Source organism: Bacteroides sp. HMSC067B03 (assembly GCF_001811315.1).
Taxonomy (GTDB): Bacteria; Bacteroidota; Bacteroidia; order Bacteroidales; family Bacteroidaceae; genus Bacteroides; species Bacteroides faecis.
Genome location: NZ_KV804412.1, coordinates 1 through 18,582, shown reverse-complemented (window position 1 = coordinate 18,582; position 18,582 = coordinate 1). Strand labels below are relative to the sequence as shown.

Genomic DNA, 18,582 nt, shown 5'->3' with positions numbered 1-18,582 from the left:
GATGAGTCAGTACATTTACGAGCTGGAGATGAAGGTACGCGATTATGAATGCGACCTGCAAGGTATTGTCAACAATGCCAATTATCAACATTATCTGGAGCATACCCGCCATGAGTTTCTGACCTCGGTAGGGATTAGCTTTGCAGCGCTTCATGAGCAGGGAGTCGATCCGGTAGTGGCGCGCATCAATATGGCTTTCAAGACTCCGTTGAAGAGTGGAGATGAATTTGTCTCCAAGCTATATATGAAAAAAGAGGGTATCAAGTATGTATTCTATCAGGATATCTTCCGCAAAAGTGATCAAAAAGTAGTAGTGAAATCCACTGTTGAAACGGTATGTGTGGTAAACGGACGTTTGAGTAGCAGCGAATTATTCGACAACGTCTTTGCTCCATACCTGAAATGACCGATAACGAAGAAGAACAGATTTATAGCATCGCTCTGACCATGGTGCCCGGTATCGGGCACATTGGAGCGAAGCGTCTGGTAGAGGGCATGAAAAGTGCCACTGATGTCTTCCGCTACCGGAAAGAGCTTTCCGAACGTATTCCCGGAGTTAACGAACGGATATCTGCCGCACTGGATTGTCCGTCACTCATTGCCCGTGCAGAGCAGGAACTCGGATTTCTGCAGAAGAACCGCATTCAATGCCTGACTTATTATGATGAAGCTTATCCTTCCCGTTTGCGGGAGTGTGAGGATGCTCCTGTCGTGCTTTTCTTCAAGGGAAATGCGGATTTGAATGCTCTCCATATTCTAAATATGGTGGGTACCCGCCACGCTACCGATTATGGAACGCAACTTTGCACTACTTTCCTTCGTGACTTGAAAGCGTTATGTCCTGATGTGTTAGTGATCAGCGGTCTTGCCTATGGCATTGATATCAATGCCCACCGGAGCGCTTTGGATAATGGACTGGCTACGGTAGGCGTATTGGCTCATGGATTAGACCGTATCTATCCCTCTCTCCATCGTAAAACGGCTGTTGATATGCTCGACAGAGGTGGTCTGCTGACTGAGTTTCTTGTCGGCACAACACCGGACAAGCATAATTTTGTTAGCCGAAACCGCATTGTAGCAGGTATGTGCGATGCTACGATTGTGATAGAATCTGCCGCAAAAGGCGGTTCCCTGATTACTGCCGAACTTGCGGAGAGTTATCACCGTGACTGTTTTGCTTTTCCCGGTCGGGTTACTGACGAATATTCCAAGGGATGCAATCAACTGATCCGCGACAATAAAGCTTCTCTGCTTTTATCTGCCGAAGACTTTGTGCAGACAATGGGCTGGAGTTCTGCTTCCTGCGTGGAAAAAACAGCCAATGTACAGCGTGACCTGTTTCCCGATTTGTCCGGAGAAGAACAACAAATCGTTGATATTCTGGCACAACGCGGAAATCTGCAGATTAACACGCTGGTGGTGGAAACTGACATTCCCGTTCATAAAATGAATGCTATTCTTTTTGAACTTGAAATGAAAGGAGTTGTACGGGTATTGGCCGGAGGGATGTATCAATTACTGACTTAATTGTCTGGATATTGTTTGTTTTTTCGTTATATTAGCAGCCTAATTAAAAAATAATACCCCCATGAGCAAAACACATTCTTTCTTTATCTTATCTATTCTTGCTTTTTTTGTAGTAAACGTATCTTTGTTTGCCGGAGATAAACCTCAAACAAACATCAATCAAATTTTTTTTGAAGGAGCACCGAGCATTCATCCTCCCCGGGTGATAGCCAATTATACGGCAACTCCTTTCATGTTTTATATTCCTACTACCGGCCAGCGACCGATGGAATGGAGTGCTGAGAAGTTACCGAAAGGCTTGAAACTGGATTCGAAAACAGGAATTATCACAGGAACAGTCGCTTCGGAAGGTGAATATATGGTCACTCTCAAAGCTAAGAATTCGCAGGGAACCTGTACGCAAAAGCTCGAGATTCATATCGGTGACGATTTGCTGCTGACTCCTCCTATGGGGTGGAACAGCTGGAATACTTTCGGGCAACATCTCACGGAAGAACTGGTATTGCAGACTGCGGATGCACTGGTGGCAAACGGAATGCGTGATCTGGGTTATTCCTATATTAATATCGATGACTTCTGGCAGCTGCCGGAGCGAGGGGCTGACGGACATATACAGATTGATAAAGCGAAGTTTCCTCGTGGAATAAAATATGTTGCTGACTATCTGCATGAACGGGGCTTTAAACTCGGGATCTATTCTGACGCAGCCGATAAAACCTGTGGCGGTGTTTGTGGCAGTTATGGGTACGAAGAAATGGATGCGAAAGATTTTGCTTCCTGGGGAGTCGATTTGTTGAAGTATGATTATTGCAATGCTCCTGCCGGCAGGGTGGAGGCTATGGAGCGATATGCTAAGATGGGTAAGGCTTTGCGTGCTACCGGTCGTTCTATTGTGTTCTCTGTTTGCGAGTGGGGACAGCGTGAACCTTGGAAATGGGCAAAGCAAGTAGGAGGACATTTGTGGCGGGTTTCGGGAGATATAGGAGATGTATGGGACCGTGAGGCCAATCGGATGGGTGGACTGCGCGGTATTCTGAATATTCTGGAAATCAACGCTCCTTTGAATGAATATGCCGGACCTTCCGGGTGGAATGATCCGGATATGCTGGTTGTCGGTATTGGCGGGAAGAGCATGAGCATCGGCTCGGAATCGAAAGGATGTACTCAGGAGCAATATAAGTCTCATTTTGCCTTATGGTGTATGATGGCTTCTCCTTTGCTTTGTGGAAATGATGTACGGAACATGGATGATAGCACTTTACAGGTTTTGTTGGACAAGGATTTGATTGCTATCAATCAGGATGTGCTCGGTAAGCAGGCAGAACGCAGCATTCGTGCGGATTATTATGATATTTGGGTGAAACCGTTGGCTGATGGTCGTAAAGCTGTCGCTTGTTTCAACCGGATGGATACTCCGCAAAATATAGAACTGAACGCGAAAACGGTGGAAGGTTTATCTTTGGAACAGGTATATAGTCTCGATAGCCGTTCTACGGAAAATGCTGCGGATGGTATGATTGTAAAGCTGGCTCCTTATCAATGCAAAGTTTATATTTGTGGTAAGCCGAAATAGGAACAGGGATGAGGTTGGGGCATAAAAAAAGGAGCAACGCCTTGCTCCAACCTTTGTTAACCTTAAATCTAATACTATGAAAAAAATCACATGACAAATGTAAGCCTTCTTGCCATTTCTTCCAAATTAAGTTTCTTGTATTTGGGTCTCTTTTGATTTCTTTCACGGATTTTCACTGTTATCGCACACAATGGGGCTGAATGTGGAATATCAAGAGCTTATACCGGCAGGTTATTTGCCGTACAATCATCGGTTTTTGACTTCAAAACAGTATAAGATCATAATAAAACATCTAGGTGATCCTTATGAGGATTAGGGCGTAAGTAACCCGTAAATGAGCTAAGGGCTGCAAACTTTTATGGAGTTTTCAGCCTTTTTGTTGCATAAATTCAAAGAAAAGAAGTCTGAAACCAATCGCACGAGTTTATAATAAACCGAGAGACCGTTTATTATAAACGGTGAAAGAATTTATTATAAATCAAATCGTCGATTGTTCATAACTATTCAGCATTTTTCAAGAGAGTCCTTGAAAGGGCTGGCTATATCTCTGAATATTTCTTCTCATTTAGTAATTAGATCGTACATAAAATGAAGTATTCATTTTATACAGGAAATTATTGGAATGGTAATAACGGCGAATGTAAGAATTGCTCTATCAATTTTAGCTAATAATTGTGCTGCTTTCGGGAATAATCAATATCTTTACATGAAATATCAAGTTAAATCAGTTGACATAAGAGGATTTTAATATTGAACTGATTATTAATACTTAGGTACAAAATTAATAGTCCTAAAATAAATATTGATTGAGGTGTGTGGGCTGATATAAATGTTTATATCAACTCTAATATTTGGAAGTAAGCATGGAACAAAAGAATGAAATTATTATATATCAGTCTCAAGATGGTACAATAAAAGTCGATGTGCTATTTTCTGATGAGACGGTATGGTTGACGATTGATCAAATGGCGACCCTGTTTGGGAAATCCAGATCGACTATAAACGAGCATATTTTAAATGCATATAGCGAAGGAGAATTAGTGGAAGACGGGACAAAGAGAAAAATCGGAATTTCCGATTTTTCTACTAAACCTACAAATTATTACAATTTGGACGTCATTATTTCAGTTGGCTATAGGGTAAAATCTATACAGGGTACTCAGTTCCGTATTTGGGCAACACAGCGTTTGAGGGATTATATCATCAAAGGATTTGCACTGAACGATGAGCGATTTAAGAGCGGTTCATCCATGAATTACTTCCGCGAGTTGTTAGACAGAATCCGGGAGATTCGTTTGTCGGAGCGAGTTTTTTATCAGCAGATTAAAGATATTTATGCCACAAGTATAGATTATGATCCGTCTGACGAAATGACTCTTGCCTTTTACAAAGAAGTACAAAATAAACTCCTTTGGGCGGTTAGTGGCAAAACTGCAGCGGAGCTAATTTATTATCGGGCAAATGCTGCATTGCCGCAGATGGGTTTGACATCGACATCGTTGCCCAACAAAGTTCGCAAAGTTGATGTGGAAATAGGAAAGAACTACCTGAATGAAGAGGAGATTGGACTCTTGAAATTGATTGTAGAGCAATTCCTTGCATATGCAGAGATTCAGGCGATGCAGCACAAACCGATGTATATGCGGGATTGGATTGAGAAATTGAAGCAGGTACTTACAATGAATGACAAGAATATATTGGAGCATGCCGGATCTATTTCTCATAAGCTTGCTTTGCAAAAGGCAGCTGATGAGTATGACAAATATAAGGTAGTACAAAAACAATTGGAGCATTTGGAAAGTATCAAAGAGTTGGAACAAGATATTCAAAAATTGAGTATTAATAAGAATAAAAAAAAGAAATAGTCTAGATTTCAATATGATACCTCTGAATATTTAGGGTATTCACGAAAGACCTTCTATATAGCGGATATAAGATCAGCTTAAATGACCGCGAACGTTTTTATTATTAACGCGTTTATGAAGAAAAAAGATTAATTTGTATAATTTTTTATAGATTAATGTACTATCTGTAGATATCAACCACTCTAAAGCAACTGAAAGGGGACACAAAGGAGACAAGAGAGGACTGGATGCTTTGTACCCTGTGATATCTTTGCAGAGTCATTCAGAGACAAAGAGAATGGCAAACAAATAACCTTTATTTTTTTAACCATTTAAACCTTAACAATTATGGCTTTAGAGTATGTAGTAACAAAAGGAGTGTTCGGTTTTGACAAGGACAAAAACGAAAAGTATGTAGCAAAGTCGGTTTGTTCCGGCAGAGTAAGTTCTTCCAAGATGTGTGGTAAGGTAAGCCACCTTTGCGGAGTTCATCGTAAAGTGGTAGATTTGTTCGTCAGCGGGTTGGTCGATATGAGCATCACTCGCCATACAGAACTGGAAACAGATTATACGAATGGAGGTGGCAGTGGAAAGCCCGCTACCGGCGGAGATGGTGGTAAAGACGATGGAGAGGAGGTACCGGTACCGGACTCTACAGTATAAATCTCTAGTGTGATGCTTGTCTCATAAGAGTAGTAGTAAATGCACAGATGATCGATGAACCTCGATTTTCTGTGCATTTTTTCAGTAGTTGGCGTCTTAGTCTATTAGGAATTTCGTGATTATTGAACTTCAAACTTGCAAATTCGTTCCAATCGTTTCACATAACCTTTCATGCCCTGTTTTTTGTTTCATAAGTATGATTTTGTTTGCATATTAACTTCTATATTTGTTCATAGAAACGAACAACTATGAAGTATGGAATCTATATATTAGCTATTTTCATGGCATTTTCTGCCTCATTGAAAAGTGGATATGCGATGGTTTCGTCTTTCACAGTAACGCAAGATACGACCAGACAAGTCGTGGTATATTTTGATAGAGAGGATACTACAGTTGATCTTAGTTATAAGAATAATAATCAGTATATTAACGTGTTGGATTCTTTGCTCGGCAATAAAGAGAATATCCGATATATCACAGCGGTCAATGTCATTACTTTTGTTTCGCCCGATGGTGATTCGGTTTATAATACTGTTTTATCTGCCAGGAGAAACAATTCGGTGAGAGAGTTCTTACAACAACGTTATCCGGCTGTTGATATGAAAAAGATTCAACTTTTCTCAGGAGGAGAAGATTGGTCTGAATTTCGTAAGGTAGTGGAAGAAGATTCGGACTTTCCGGAACGTGAAGAGGTAATGATGTTGATGGACTATCATCGGAATGATATTGGGAAGAGAAAGCAATTGTTGCGTAAACTCAATAAGGGAATGGCATACCAGTATATGCTTCGCAATGTGCTTCCTCAGTTAAGGAGATCGGTAATCACAATCGTCCGGGAAATTCCGGAAATAGATAGGGAGAGTTTTGAGCCGGTATCTTCTGCCTCCGGGTTGTTTGTTTCAGAACAGGAAGAGGCGCTTCCGAATCATCGACCGGATAAGCCTGTGGGAGAAAGTAAGAAAAAACAGGTCTATGAGGTAACGATATCGGAGGCAGGGGGACCGGCAAAAAATGAAACGATACTGGCGGTGAAGAATAACCTGCTGTATGATTTGGCGTTAGCACCGAATATAGAGGTGGAAATTCCGATGGGCAGGAGATGGTCTTTGAATACTGAATACAAATGTCCGTGGTGGCTGAACAGTAAGCATAATTTCTGCTATCAGCTTCTTTCGGGAGGTGTGGAAGGACGTTGCTGGCTGGGTGACCGGCGGAAACACAAGCGATTGACTGGTCATTTTGTCGGGCTTTATGCCGAAGGCGGAATCTATGACTTTCAGTTGCAGAGCGATGGCTATCAGGGCAAATATTATGGAGCTGCGGGAGTGACTTACGGATATGCACGGCAACTGGCACGACACTTTTCGATTGAGTTTAGTCTCGGCATCGGATATTTGACAACGGAATATAAGAAATATACTCCATACGAAGGAGATATAATATGGGCAAATAGTGGACGTTACAATTTTATAGGTCCTACCAAGGCGAAAGTTTCTCTGGTATGGCTGATAACAAAGAGAAGGAGGTAGGACCGTTATGCGAGATACAAGAGATATGCTTCTTGTGCTTCTGTCCTCATTGCTGATGCTAACCGGATGTAGCCGTCGCGATATATTGGATGATTATCCCGTAAGTGGGGTTGAAATTTCGCTGGATTGGAACGGTGTTACCAATAAATTGCCGGAAGGGGTTCGGGTGATCTTTTATCCGAAGAATGCGGAAGGCAGAAAGATTGATACCTACCTTTCAGTAAAAGGAGGAAAAGTAAAAGTGCCGCCGGGACGTTACTCGGTAGTGGTTTACAACTATGATACTGAAACGGTACAAATCCGGGGAGAAGAAGCCTATGAGACGATTGAAGCCTTTACGGGACATTGCAATGGGTTAGGCATTGCAGGAACGGAGCAACTGGTCTGGGGACCTGATCCGTTGTATGTTGTGCGGATAGATGACTTAAAGATAGAAAACAGTGAAGAGGAGCTTCAATTGAACTGGAAACCAAAATTAGTGGTAAAGACCTATTCTTTTAAATTGAAGGTACAAGGACTCGAATATGTTTCTTCAATCGTTGGAAGTATAGAGGGTATGTCAAGTTGCTACGATTTGGGGTTGGGATGTGGAAAAGCAGGTGATTCACCCATCTATTTTGCAGCTAGAGGAAGTGCAGGCGAAGTGACGGGTAGTTTTACTGTTTTTGGAACATCGGAAGGTGTAATAAGCCGGGCAGGTAACGCAATAAAGTTGACGCTGGCATTTGTCAAAACAGATAATAAAGTGCAAAAGATGGAAGTTGATATAACGGAGGTGATTGCTAATTCGGAAAGTGGTGGCAGCGGTGGTGATGATGACGGTGATGAGCCTTTCAAAGAAATAGAGTTACCGGTTGAGGACGAGGTGAAGGTTGATAAACCGGATTCTAGTGGTGGCGGAGATGGTGGTTTCGATGGAAATGTTGATGGCTGGGGAGATGATGAAGAAGTGATTTTACCCGTAAATTAAATTTGAGCATAAACAAAATATAACAATATTATAAACTTAAAAAATACGATTATGAAGAAGGTTTTATTGGCAATTGCAGCAGTTGCAACGATTACTAGCTGCTCACAGAATGAAGAGTTTGAGAATCCGGCACAAAGTAATGAGATTAATTTTACTTCGGTAGTAGGAAAAGCCACGAGGGCTACAGTAGCAGTTACTGAGACTCTACAAGATAATGGTTATAAATTATATGCTTATAACACTGGTGATAAGAATATAGCTGATGCAACAAGCCTTGGAGAAGCATTTATTAATGATGAAGGAAAGTACGAAAATTCTACTTGGAAACTTAAGACTGGTGGTTATTATTGGCCATTAAATGAAAAGATACATTTTTTCGCATATTCTCCAACTACTGCTAATATTGGATCTGATAGTTGGAATGCTACAGGGAAGTATCCTAGTTTTTCTTATACTGTTCAAGCAGAGGCAACACAAGAAGATTTGTTAGCTGTAGCTGTAGCTGATAAGTGTAAGACTGGTGTAACTTCCATGGGTTCTGTAAATTTGATATTTAAACATATACTAACTCAGATTAATTTCAAATTAGTGGGTAAAGATGCTGGTTTTACATATTCAGTAACGGGTATAAAATTGACAAATGTAGCCAATGAAGGTACTTATACTTATTCTAGTAGTACAGGAGCTTGGAGTGATTTGAAAGGAGCAGCAGAGTATTCTTATGTATTTACAAATCCAACCAGTGTTACAGGAACAGGAACTGTTGTAATAGCCAAAGACGGTAATGCGTTGATATTGATGCCTAACACTAATGTAGCTGCAGTTAAGGTCCTTGTTGCATACTCTACGACTAAGGATAGTAAAACATACTTTACTGGTACGAAAGAAGTTGTTCTAAGTGGTAGTTGGGGAATTGGTCAGAGTATTCTTTATACATTGACTTTGCCATCTGGTGCTGAAGAAATTACAGTATCTCCAAGTGTTGATGAGAATGGATGGGGTACTGACAATGAAGGTTCTACTAGTGAATGGAATAATACTGAGAACACACCTTCAAATTAGTTGTAATATAACTAGTTTTAAATAACTGAGTAGATTTGAAGGAGTAAGATTTTATATCCTCTAAATATATTTTGAATCCTGGCTTTGTCAAAAGCTAGGATTCTTTTACTATAAAATAGATTTTCGCCTATGAGGGTTGGTCTACAAAATTCTGAGAGAGTGTAATAAATATCACCCTTTTATAGTTTTAATGAAATGAATTTCATGCATATTTTACTTTTCTTTTCCTTTTTTATGGCTATATAAAAGATTTCATATATTTTTGTTGGAAACATAAACAGATACAAACACCAACAACAATATATGGCATCTATCTGTCAAGGCACTTGGGATTGTCAGGATTGTCCGAAGGCCGTAGGCAATACAATTATTCACATTATATACCAGCGAGGTTTTCATAAACCTGCCCAGAAATGTGAGGAGAACTTCATCCTTTTTTTGATAAAGGGAGAGATGTTAGTCAATAGTCAGGAGTATGCGGGTACGATGCTCAAAGAAGGAGAATTTATCCTTCAGGCTATCGGTTCAAAATTTGAGATGCTTGCTATGACTGATTGTGAATGTATCTATTATGGTTTCATTCAACCGGAGATGTTTTGTGATTCTCGTTTCAACCATATCATGAAAGATGTGCCTTCTCCGCTTATCTATTCACCTTTAAAAATAATTCCTGAGTTACAATATCTATTAAGTGGGTCTATTGCTTATCTGAGAGATAATAAAATCTGCCGGGAACTGCTGTCATTAAAGCGCAAAGAACTGGCTTTCGTTTTGGGTTACTATTATTCCGATTATGACCTTGCGACCTTAGTGCACCCTCTCGCTAAATATACCAATAGCTTTCAATGCTTTGTGCTTCAGAACTATAAGAAAGTAAAGACAGTGGAAGAGCTTGCCCAACTGGGTGGGTACACACTCAGCACATTGCGCCGTATTTTTACCAGTGTATTTCATGAGCCGGTATACGAATGGATGCAGGCACGGCGTAAAGAAGGTATTTTAGATGATTTGCATAATTCCAACTATAGTATATCTGAAATATGTTATAAATATGGCTTTGAATCCCTGCCTCATTTCTCCAACTTCTGCAAGAAGTTTTTCGGAGCTTCTCCACGCAATTTACGAAAGAACGAGTACGAGAATAAGAACAAACTATCTGATACGAAAGAGATTGAATACTCATCCGGTGGTTTATTATAACAGAATTGCTTCAGAGATTAACAATATGTTTTTTAATGTTGTATATTTGTAAGTCCCAATATCCGGGATAATAATTAAATATCTAAATAAATATATGAAACCTATGTATTACATGACAAAAAGAAATTTGCTGACTACTATCGGTATGTTGGCTGTAGTATCGGCTTTTGCCCAGAAAGAATATCCCTCTCGTGCGCCAATGACCCCTGCCATGTCAGAGTATTGGACACCTCAGCCTCCCATCGTTACTCCGGGAAAAGCACCGGCAGAAGCAATCGGTGCACCGTCTGATGCTATTATCCTATTTGATGGTAAAGACCTGTCTCAATGGGAAAACTCTAAAGGACAAGCTGCGGGATGGACTGTTCATGATGGAGTATTCACAGTAAAGAAGGGTACAGGTGATATCCGTACCAAACAGAAATTCAATGATTTTCAGTTACATCTGGAATGGTGTATCCCGGAAGGTATTGAAGGTACAAATCAGGCAAGAGGTAATAGCGGAGTATTTCTACAAGGTATCTATGAGATACAGATCTTGGACAACTACGAGAACGAAACGTATGTCAATGGTCAGGCCGGAAGTATCTATAAGCAGACTCCTCCTTTGGTCAATGCCATGAATAAACCCGGTGTATGGAATACATTCGATATAATTTATACTGCTCCTACTTTCAAAAAAGACGGTACTTACCGCACACCTCCACGTGTCACTGTCTTGCAGAATGGAGTACTGTTGCAGAACAATACGACCATTTTGGGAACAACTCCCTATGTCGGTTTTCCGGAAGTGGTTCAGCACGGCGATGGTCCTATCGCATTGCAGGATCATGGGGACCCGAGTGCTCCGATTAGTTTCCGTAATATCTGGATCAGAGAATTATAATTTCTGATTAGATGTATGCTGAAAATTAACTCATGGAAAACATCTGATCCCTATTGCTGAAATTACTAAGTGAGTTCATATAAAAAGAAAGTGAGTGTACAAACTCTCATAAACTAAAAGCCACCCTTGCTACAACTGTCTGGACTGCACCCCAAAAGTTGAACACAAAACTTTAGGATTGCAGTTCAGTCTGTGGCGGGGATGGTTTCGTTAAAATGAGAATTTTGACATATTCTCATTTCCATGAACCGATATGCTGCGGCTGGATGTGAGCCGATGTAAAAAAGGAGCTTTTGGAAAATTGCTCCGTATCCGTATGCCAGGAACTGTAACAAGCCTATTCTGTAATTTTTCAGAGAGTATGTCAAAGTTTCTTTTTTTCTTTGCACATATAGCGCTATTATCGTATATTTCTACCCATTTTCCTTAAAACCAGTCTAATACATCTTTATTACAGAGTTGTGCACTTCAAATAAAGCCATACTAAGGCGGAATAGGAATCTTGTTTTTTATCTCAATGATTTTTGAATTTATTATACCTACATACAATAACCTGAGTGTAAATGAAAAACCATGTAATGAAAACAAATCGAGCTTTTAAAGAATTCTGTGTATTAGGAGGCTTAGCTTATTCCGTTTGCGGAGTAGCTCAGGAACGTCCGAATATAATTGTCTTTCTGGTAGATGATATGGGACTTATGGATACTTCAGTCCCTTTTCTGGCGGATGAGAGCGGGCAACCGGTACGCCACCCTCTAAATGACTGGTACCATACTCCGAATATGGAGAGACTGGCCAAACAAGGCATTTGCTTTTCTACTTTTTATGCACAAAGTGTAAGTTCCCCTTCCAGAGCTTCGATCATGACCGGACAAAATGCGACCCGGCATGGAGTCACTAACTGGATTAACGCTGAAAGTAATAACCGGACTCCTTTCGGACCACCCGAATGGAACTGGAAAGGTCTCAGAAAGGATATGCCTACTATGCCCAGAGTCCTGCAACAAGCCGGATATAAGACGATTCATGTAGGAAAGGCACATTTCGGCTGTATGGGAAGCGAAGGAGAAAATCCATTGAATATTGGGTTTGATGTAAATATCGCAGGTTCCGGTATAGGCCATCCCGGCAGTTATTATGGCGAATGGGGATATGGCTCTATCAAAGGAGAAAAGGCAAGAGCGGTTCCGGACCTGGAGAAATATCATGGTACAGACACTTTTTTGAGTGAAGCTCTGACTGTAGAAGCCAATCGGGAGATCGCTGCCGCTGTGAAGGAGAAACGTCCTTTTTACCTGAATATGGCTCATTATGCTGTTCATTCACCTTTTCAGGCAGATAAGCGTTTCCTGTCACGGTATACTGATCCGGATAAGAGCGACCAGGCAAAGGCCTTTGCTACTTTGATAGAAGGAATGGATAAATCTTTGGGCGACGTGATGGACCAGCTCGAGAAGCTGGGGATAGCCGAAAATACTTTAATATTCTTTTTGGGAGATAATGGCGGTGATGCTCCTCTGGGAGATGAACGCGGATATGGTTCTTCTGCTCCTTTGAGAGGGAAAAAAGGTACGGAGTTTGAAGGTGGTATGCGGGTTCCTTTTATAGTGGGCTGGGCAAAACCGGAAAAGAAGAGTGCAGTACAAAAACATTTGCCAATTGAGGCCGGAGGCATACAGATGCAGCTAGGTACAATCATGGATATTTATCCGACAGTTTTGTCTGTGGCAGGCTGTGAAGTTCCCCAAAACTATGTGATAGACGGGTTCGACCTGAAAAGGCAACTGAGCGGTAAGGCGGACCGGAAACGTCCCGAATCTTTCCTGATGCATTTCCCTCATGCCCATCGTGGCAGCTACTTCACTACCTACCGTCTGGGCGATTGGAAACTGATTTATTACTATTCTCCTGAAACTCCGAAGCAACCCAAAGCTTTGCTTTACAACCTGAAAGATGATCCGGAAGAAAGAAAGGAACTCTCTTCTACGCATCCGGATAAATGCAGAGAGATGATTCAGGAGATGGCGGCTCAGTTGGAAAAGGAAGGAGCTCTTTATCCGGTTGATAAACAAGGAAATGAGTTGAAACCTTTTGTCTGCTTCTGAGATAAGGATGAAACCGGAGGATTGGAAAGGATGAACAACGGATAACATCCATACACAATCCATCAGCATCTGCCTGCAAAAAGAAAATCCCCCACCGGCAATGCCGGCGGGGGATTTATGCTATTAATCAAATCAAGCTCACGCTTAGTCTTTCAGCTTGGCGATGATAAAGTCGCGGTTCAGGCGGGCGATGTTGCTGATAGAGATATTCTTCGGACATTCAGCCTCGCAAGCGCGAGTGTTGGTACAGTTACCGAAGCCCAGTTCGTCCATCTTGGACAACATAGCCTTTGCACGGCGCAAAGCTTCTGGTTTACCTTGCGGAAGCAAGTTCAACTGGCTAACCTTTGCAGAAACGAACAACATGGCAGAACCATTCTTACATGCAGCTACACAAGCACCACAACCGATACAAGAAGCGGCATCCATAGCTTCGTCAGCGATTGGCTTCGGAATCAGGATTGCGTTGGCATCCTGCGGAGCACCTGTACGAACGCTTACGTAACCACCTGCCTGCATGATCTTGTCATAAGCAGTACGGTCCACCATCAAGTCTTTGATTACAGGGAAACCAGCCGAACGCCAAGGCTCAACAGTGATGGTGTCACCATCGTTGAAACGACGCATATAAATCTGGCAGGTAGTAGCACCTGTTGCAGGACCGTGCGGATGTCCGTTGATGTAAAGAGAACACATACCGCAGATACCTTCGCGGCAGTCGTGGTCGAATACAACCGGTTCTTTTCTTTCGCTGATCAGCTGTTCGTTCAGAATATCCAGCATTTCGAGGAAGGAAGTATCACCGGGAATATCTTTCATTTGGTAGGTTTCAAAAGCGCCTTTAGCCTTCGGGCCTGCTTGACGCCATACCTTCAGTGTAAATGATATATTTTTATCCATTTTCGTCTAATTCTTTTAAATGTTTAACTTCACCGATTAGCTCTTGTAGTTACGGGTCTGAACCTTGATAGCTTCGTATACCAGCGGTTCTTTGATCAATACAGGAGCTTTTTCATCGTCACCCTGATATTCCCAGCATGCTACGTAGAAGAAGTTTTCGTCATCACGTTTTGCTTCTCCTTCTTCAGTCTGGTATTCTTCACGGAAGTGACCACCACAACTTTCGTTACGGTTCAATGCATCGTAAGCAACAAGCTCACCCATAGTGATGAAGTCGTACAGACGGATAGCCTTGTCGAGCTCTACGTTCATACCTTCTTTAGAACCGGGGATAAACAGATTTGTTTCGAATTCCTTGCGGACTGCTTTCAGTTCGGCGATACCTTTCTTCAAGCCTTCTGCCGTACGTCCCATACCTACATATTCCCACATGATGTGACCCAGTTTCTTGTGGATAGAATCAACTGATTCATTACCCTGGATGCTCATGAACTTGTCGATCTTGGCTTGAACAGCTTTTTCTGCTTCAGCAAATTCAGGAAGATCGGTAGAGAAACGAGGAACAGTAATCTGATCTGCCAGATAATTCTGGATTGTGTAAGGCAATACGAAGTAACCGTCTGCCAGACCTTGCATCAATGCAGAAGCACCGAGGCGGTTTGCACCGTGGTCAGAGAAGTTACATTCACCGATAGCGAACAGACCCTTGATAGTAGTCTGCAATTCGTAGTCTACCCAGATACCACCCATTGTGTAGTGGATAGCCGGATAAATCATCATCGGATTATAATATTTCACACCATTGATTTCTTTGGCCAGTTCACCCGGATTAACGTCAGTGATTTCTTCATACATATCGAAGAGGTTGCCATAACGCTGGAGAACTACATCGATACCCAGGCGGTTGATAGCTTCAGAGAAATCGAGGAATACAGCCAGACCTGTGTTGTTTACACCGAAGCCTGCGTCGCAACGTTCTTTAGCTGCACGGCTGGCAACGTCACGCGGAACCAGGTTACCGAATGCCGGATAACGGCGTTCCAAGTAGTAGTCGCGGTCTTCTTCAGGAATATCGCTTCCTTTGATTTCGCCTTTCTGTAATTTGATGGCATCTTCTTTCTTTTTCGGAACCCAGATACGACCGTCGTTACGCAGAGATTCAGACATCAGAGTCAGTTTGGACTGCTTGTCACCGTGTACCGGGATACAAGTCGGGTGAATCTGAACATATGCGGGGTTAGCGAATACAGCACCCTTGCGGTAGCAAGAGATAGCAGCTGTACAGTTACAACCCATAGCGTTGGTAGACAGGAAGTAAGCGTTACCGTAACCACCGGTAGCGATTACTACGGCGTGAGCGGCGAAACGTTCCAGTTCACCTGTGATTAAGTTTTTGGCAATGATACCGCGGGCACGTCCGTCGATGATAACAACGTCCTGCATTTCGTAACGGGTGAACAGTTTCACTGTACCTACGTTTACCTGGCGGCTCAGTGCAGAGTAAGCACCCAGCAACAGCTGCTGACCCGTCTGGCCTTTAGCGTAGAATGTACGTGATACCTGTGCGCCACCGAAAGAACGGTTGTCCAGTGTACCACCGTATTCGCGTGCAAAAGGAACACCCTGAGCTACACATTGGTCGATGATAGCGTTGGATACTTCAGCCAGACGGTATACGTTAGCTTCGCGTGCACGGTAGTCACCACCTTTTACTGTATCGTAGAACAGACGGTAAACAGAGTCACCATCATTCTGATAGTTTTTAGCAGCATTGATACCACCCTGTGCAGCGATAGAGTGTGCACGGCGCGGAGAGTCCTGAATACAGAAGTTGAATACTCTGAAACCCATTTCACCGAGGGATGCAGCAGCAGAAGCACCTGCCAGACCCGTACCCACAACGATGATATCCAAACGGCGTTTATTAGCGGGGTTCACCAATTTCTGGTGAGCTTTATAGTTGGTCCATTTCTCAGCCACCGGGCCTTCTGGAATTTTTGAATCTATCTTGATCATAATATTATTTACAATTTAATCATTTACAATTTACTATTTAGCAAGCACCGCCACAAAGAAGTGATTTCACGAAGAATACCACTACTACCAGTGCGAAACCGAGTACTACAATCGTAGAGTAGATGTTAGAAATACATTTCCAACGATTGATCCATACTTTGTTGTTCCATCCCAGTGATTGCATGGAGCTCCAGAAGCCGTGAGTCAGGTGGAACCACAAAGCAAACAGCCAAATGAGGTAGAGCACTACATAAACCGGACAAGAGAATGTCTGCTGGATGTGATAGGCACCGTTTGCTGCATAAGCCAGCGTCAGTGTATCAGCATGCATGTCCAGATTGTGCATCAGTTCAGGCAACTGCATTTTTGCCCAGAAGTTGAAGAGGTGCAAACCGAGACCTACGATAACGATAAGGCCCAACACCAACATGTTTTGAGAAGCCCACTCTACAGTTTTCGGTTTGTCAACCACCGCATAGCGTTCGCTGCCGCGCGCTGTGCGATTCTGCATTGTCAGCCAGAACGCGTAGATGATGTGAATGATGAAAAGAGCAGCCAGTGCTGCGGTAGCTACCAGCGCATACCAGTTTGCTCCCAAAAACTCACAAATCATGTTGTAACCATCAGCCGAGATGATTGCAACCAAGTTCATCGCCATGTGAAATGTTAGAAACAGGACAAGGGCGATACCGGTAACGCTCATCACCACTTTCCTTCCTACAGATGAATTACTTAACCACATAAATGATTGAATTTAAATTATTTAATTGTTAGAACTAAAATTTCGACGTTTTACACCTCTTACAGACTGCAAAAATAGGGGAAATAGATTGATTGACCAAAGAATTAAAGAAATAATTCCTTAATCGGTGATCTTTCCGATTTTTTCGCCATTGGCCGCTTTCTTGCGTAAGGCGCGCGGAGTGTCTCCGAAAGAATCTTTGCAGAAGTGTGCAAGGTGGGAGAGGGAGTCGAAACCGTACCGGTTGCAGATCTCCGTAATTCGTAATTTAGAGTGCTGGAGGTCTTCCAGGATGCCTTCCCGTTTTTTCTCCAGTATCCATTCGTACACCGGAATGCCGTAGAAGTTTCTGAAGAGGCGGCGGAAAGTGGTAGTGGTATATCCGCCCAGATGTGCAAATTCTTCCACGTTCTTCACTTTGGTGTAGTTCTGCATGACAAAGTAATGGAAACTTTCCGTGTAGGAGCTGATCGGGTGGAAGAACGATTTCAGCTGGGGCAGGGGATAGTAATTGGTTATTAAGTAAACCAGTTCCTGACATTTCAGGTTGATGAATTTGTTGCAGGGAGGAACAGGCTCGTCAAGATAAGCCGCCATATCGGTGACGAGGTTGAGCAGTCGGTGGTCCATCACCAGAGGGGTATAGGCCAGCGGAGCTTCCGCCTGGTCGATGATTTCGCGGTAGCGGTCTTCGCAAAGCAGCGGCAGTTCGTTGAACCAGAAGACAATGTATTCGGTATCTGTAAGTGCCAGTGCTTCGTGTTTCGAGCCGATGGCTTGCAGGATGAATTGCTTGTCGTGCAGGGTAGTTCCGGGATACTCGTCGCTGTTGACCAATAATTCACCTTTTATGATAAAGAGCATACAATTTTGCGTACACTTATCTTTCGGAATATGCTGACCCCTGAGCATATGTCTGTGGATAAGAATACCTTCTGTTGCTTTAGGACATCCTGCGCAATCTTTCTGTTGTATGCAAAGTGAGTCTTTGGACATGAGTTCTATCATGTGAATTATTGTCTTCAGGGACAAAGATAATCGTTTTTTTGTGATTTTTAGGTTCTTTCTTCCATTTATGTTTTAGCATAAACCCGCACATAATTGTCTTTATGGAGATGTGATGATGGAGCTGGACTGGAGTATCAACTTTCATAACACGGGTTTATGGGTAGGATATGATACTTCTGATATGGTTGCAGTGATTGACCTTGGCTCTTTGCAGCGCATTTCTTCTGTAGAGGTTTCGGCATTGACCGATTTGAGCGCATGGATTATGGGACCGCAGGCTATTTCCGTATTTTTCTCTTCGGATGGAAAGAGCTACAAACGGGTATCCCGGCAAACTTATCAGGCACCCACAGATGCCATGGGCGAGAAACGAAGTGAGTTGAACAGACTCTCATTCAATAAAAAATCTGCGAGATATGTAAAAGTGCTCGTAGAACCTTTTAAGGGATTGCCCAAAGGACATTCCAGCGAAGGCGAACCCCCTTTCTTATTTGTAGATGAAATACGGGTAGATTGATTTCTTCTCAACGAGTTTAAATATGAGTTTTGCTCTCATG

At 42.5% G+C, this 18,582-nt stretch carries 16 protein-coding genes; 12 read left to right on the top strand and 4 right to left on the bottom strand.

What is annotated here, in order from left to right; translation table 11 throughout:
* Position 1: 1 nt before the first annotated feature.
* The 11 genes from HMPREF2794_RS19065 to HMPREF2794_RS19015 all read left to right on the top strand — a co-directional run bounded on the left by HMPREF2794_RS19065 (position 2) and on the right by HMPREF2794_RS19015 (position 13,359).
* Complete coding sequence (locus tag HMPREF2794_RS19065) at positions 2–406, top strand: acyl-CoA thioesterase (protein WP_022301349.1); 405 nt, start codon at positions 2–4, stop codon at positions 404–406.
* Positions 403–1,527, top strand: a complete 1,125-nt coding sequence (gene dprA, locus HMPREF2794_RS19060; RefSeq protein ID WP_022301350.1) for a DNA-processing protein DprA — start codon at positions 403–405, stop codon at positions 1,525–1,527. Before HMPREF2794_RS19065 ends, dprA begins: the two co-directional genes overlap by 4 nt.
* A 61-nt stretch (positions 1,528–1,588) precedes the next feature.
* Positions 1,589–3,100 (top strand): putative Ig domain-containing protein, encoded by a 1,512-nt coding sequence (locus HMPREF2794_RS19055; protein ID WP_070752247.1) that lies wholly within the window; start codon positions 1,589–1,591, stop codon positions 3,098–3,100.
* 863 nt (positions 3,101–3,963) lie between these two features.
* Positions 3,964–4,965 (top strand): virulence RhuM family protein, encoded by a 1,002-nt coding sequence (locus tag HMPREF2794_RS19050; protein ID WP_022301352.1) that lies wholly within the window; start codon positions 3,964–3,966, stop codon positions 4,963–4,965.
* Positions 4,966–5,292: 327 nt separating this feature from the next.
* Positions 5,293–5,607 (top strand): HU family DNA-binding protein, encoded by a 315-nt coding sequence (locus HMPREF2794_RS19045; RefSeq protein WP_010535843.1) that lies wholly within the window; start codon positions 5,293–5,295, stop codon positions 5,605–5,607.
* A 248-nt stretch (positions 5,608–5,855) separates the two neighbouring features.
* Positions 5,856–7,136 carry a DUF3575 domain-containing protein gene (locus HMPREF2794_RS19040; RefSeq protein WP_022301354.1) on the top strand — a complete coding sequence of 427 codons (1,281 nt, stop codon included), beginning with the start codon at positions 5,856–5,858 and terminating at the stop codon, positions 7,134–7,136.
* Positions 7,137–7,143: 7 nt separating this feature from the next.
* Entirely contained in the window at positions 7,144–8,106 is a 963-nt protein-coding gene (locus tag HMPREF2794_RS19035) for a DUF5119 domain-containing protein (RefSeq protein WP_010535841.1), read from the top strand.
* 51 nt (positions 8,107–8,157) lie between these two features.
* Positions 8,158–9,168 (top strand): fimbrillin family protein, encoded by a 1,011-nt coding sequence (locus HMPREF2794_RS19030; RefSeq protein WP_010535840.1) that lies wholly within the window; start codon positions 8,158–8,160, stop codon positions 9,166–9,168.
* Positions 9,169–9,471: 303 nt separating this feature from the next.
* Complete coding sequence (locus tag HMPREF2794_RS19025) at positions 9,472–10,368, top strand: helix-turn-helix domain-containing protein (protein WP_010535839.1); 897 nt, start codon at positions 9,472–9,474, stop codon at positions 10,366–10,368.
* 112 nt (positions 10,369–10,480) lie between these two features.
* Entirely contained in the window at positions 10,481–11,254 is a 774-nt protein-coding gene (locus HMPREF2794_RS19020) for a 3-keto-disaccharide hydrolase (RefSeq protein WP_029425128.1), read from the top strand.
* Between the two features lie 578 nt (positions 11,255–11,832).
* The gene (locus HMPREF2794_RS19015; protein WP_010535837.1) at positions 11,833–13,359 is read left to right on the top strand and encodes a sulfatase; all 1,527 of its coding nucleotides are present in this window, start codon (positions 11,833–11,835) and stop codon (positions 13,357–13,359) included.
* A gap of 144 nt (positions 13,360–13,503) precedes the next feature.
* Here HMPREF2794_RS19015 and HMPREF2794_RS19010 read toward each other — a convergent pair whose 3' ends face one another.
* From HMPREF2794_RS19010 to HMPREF2794_RS18995, 4 genes are all read right to left on the bottom strand, one after another.
* Positions 13,504–14,259, bottom strand: coding sequence for a succinate dehydrogenase/fumarate reductase iron-sulfur subunit (locus HMPREF2794_RS19010; protein WP_008761731.1), 756 nt, complete (start codon positions 14,257–14,259; stop codon positions 13,504–13,506).
* Positions 14,260–14,295: 36 nt separating this feature from the next.
* A complete protein-coding gene (locus tag HMPREF2794_RS19005; protein WP_022301357.1) occupies positions 14,296–16,275 on the bottom strand; it encodes a fumarate reductase/succinate dehydrogenase flavoprotein subunit in 1,980 nt (659 codons plus the stop codon).
* 37 nt (positions 16,276–16,312) lie between these two features.
* Complete coding sequence (locus HMPREF2794_RS19000; RefSeq protein ID WP_010535835.1) at positions 16,313–17,017, bottom strand: succinate dehydrogenase/fumarate reductase cytochrome b subunit; 705 nt, start codon at positions 17,015–17,017, stop codon at positions 16,313–16,315.
* A gap of 120 nt (positions 17,018–17,137) precedes the next feature.
* Positions 17,138–18,013: a helix-turn-helix transcriptional regulator gene (locus HMPREF2794_RS18995; RefSeq protein ID WP_029425127.1), complete on the bottom strand. Its 876-nt coding sequence runs from the start codon at positions 18,011–18,013 to the stop codon at positions 17,138–17,140.
* A gap of 124 nt (positions 18,014–18,137) precedes the next feature.
* On the opposite strand from HMPREF2794_RS18995, the gene HMPREF2794_RS18990 reads away from it, so the two are divergent.
* A complete protein-coding gene (locus tag HMPREF2794_RS18990; protein ID WP_070752245.1) occupies positions 18,138–18,542 on the top strand; it encodes a discoidin domain-containing protein in 405 nt (134 codons plus the stop codon).
* Positions 18,543–18,582 lie beyond the last annotated feature (40 nt).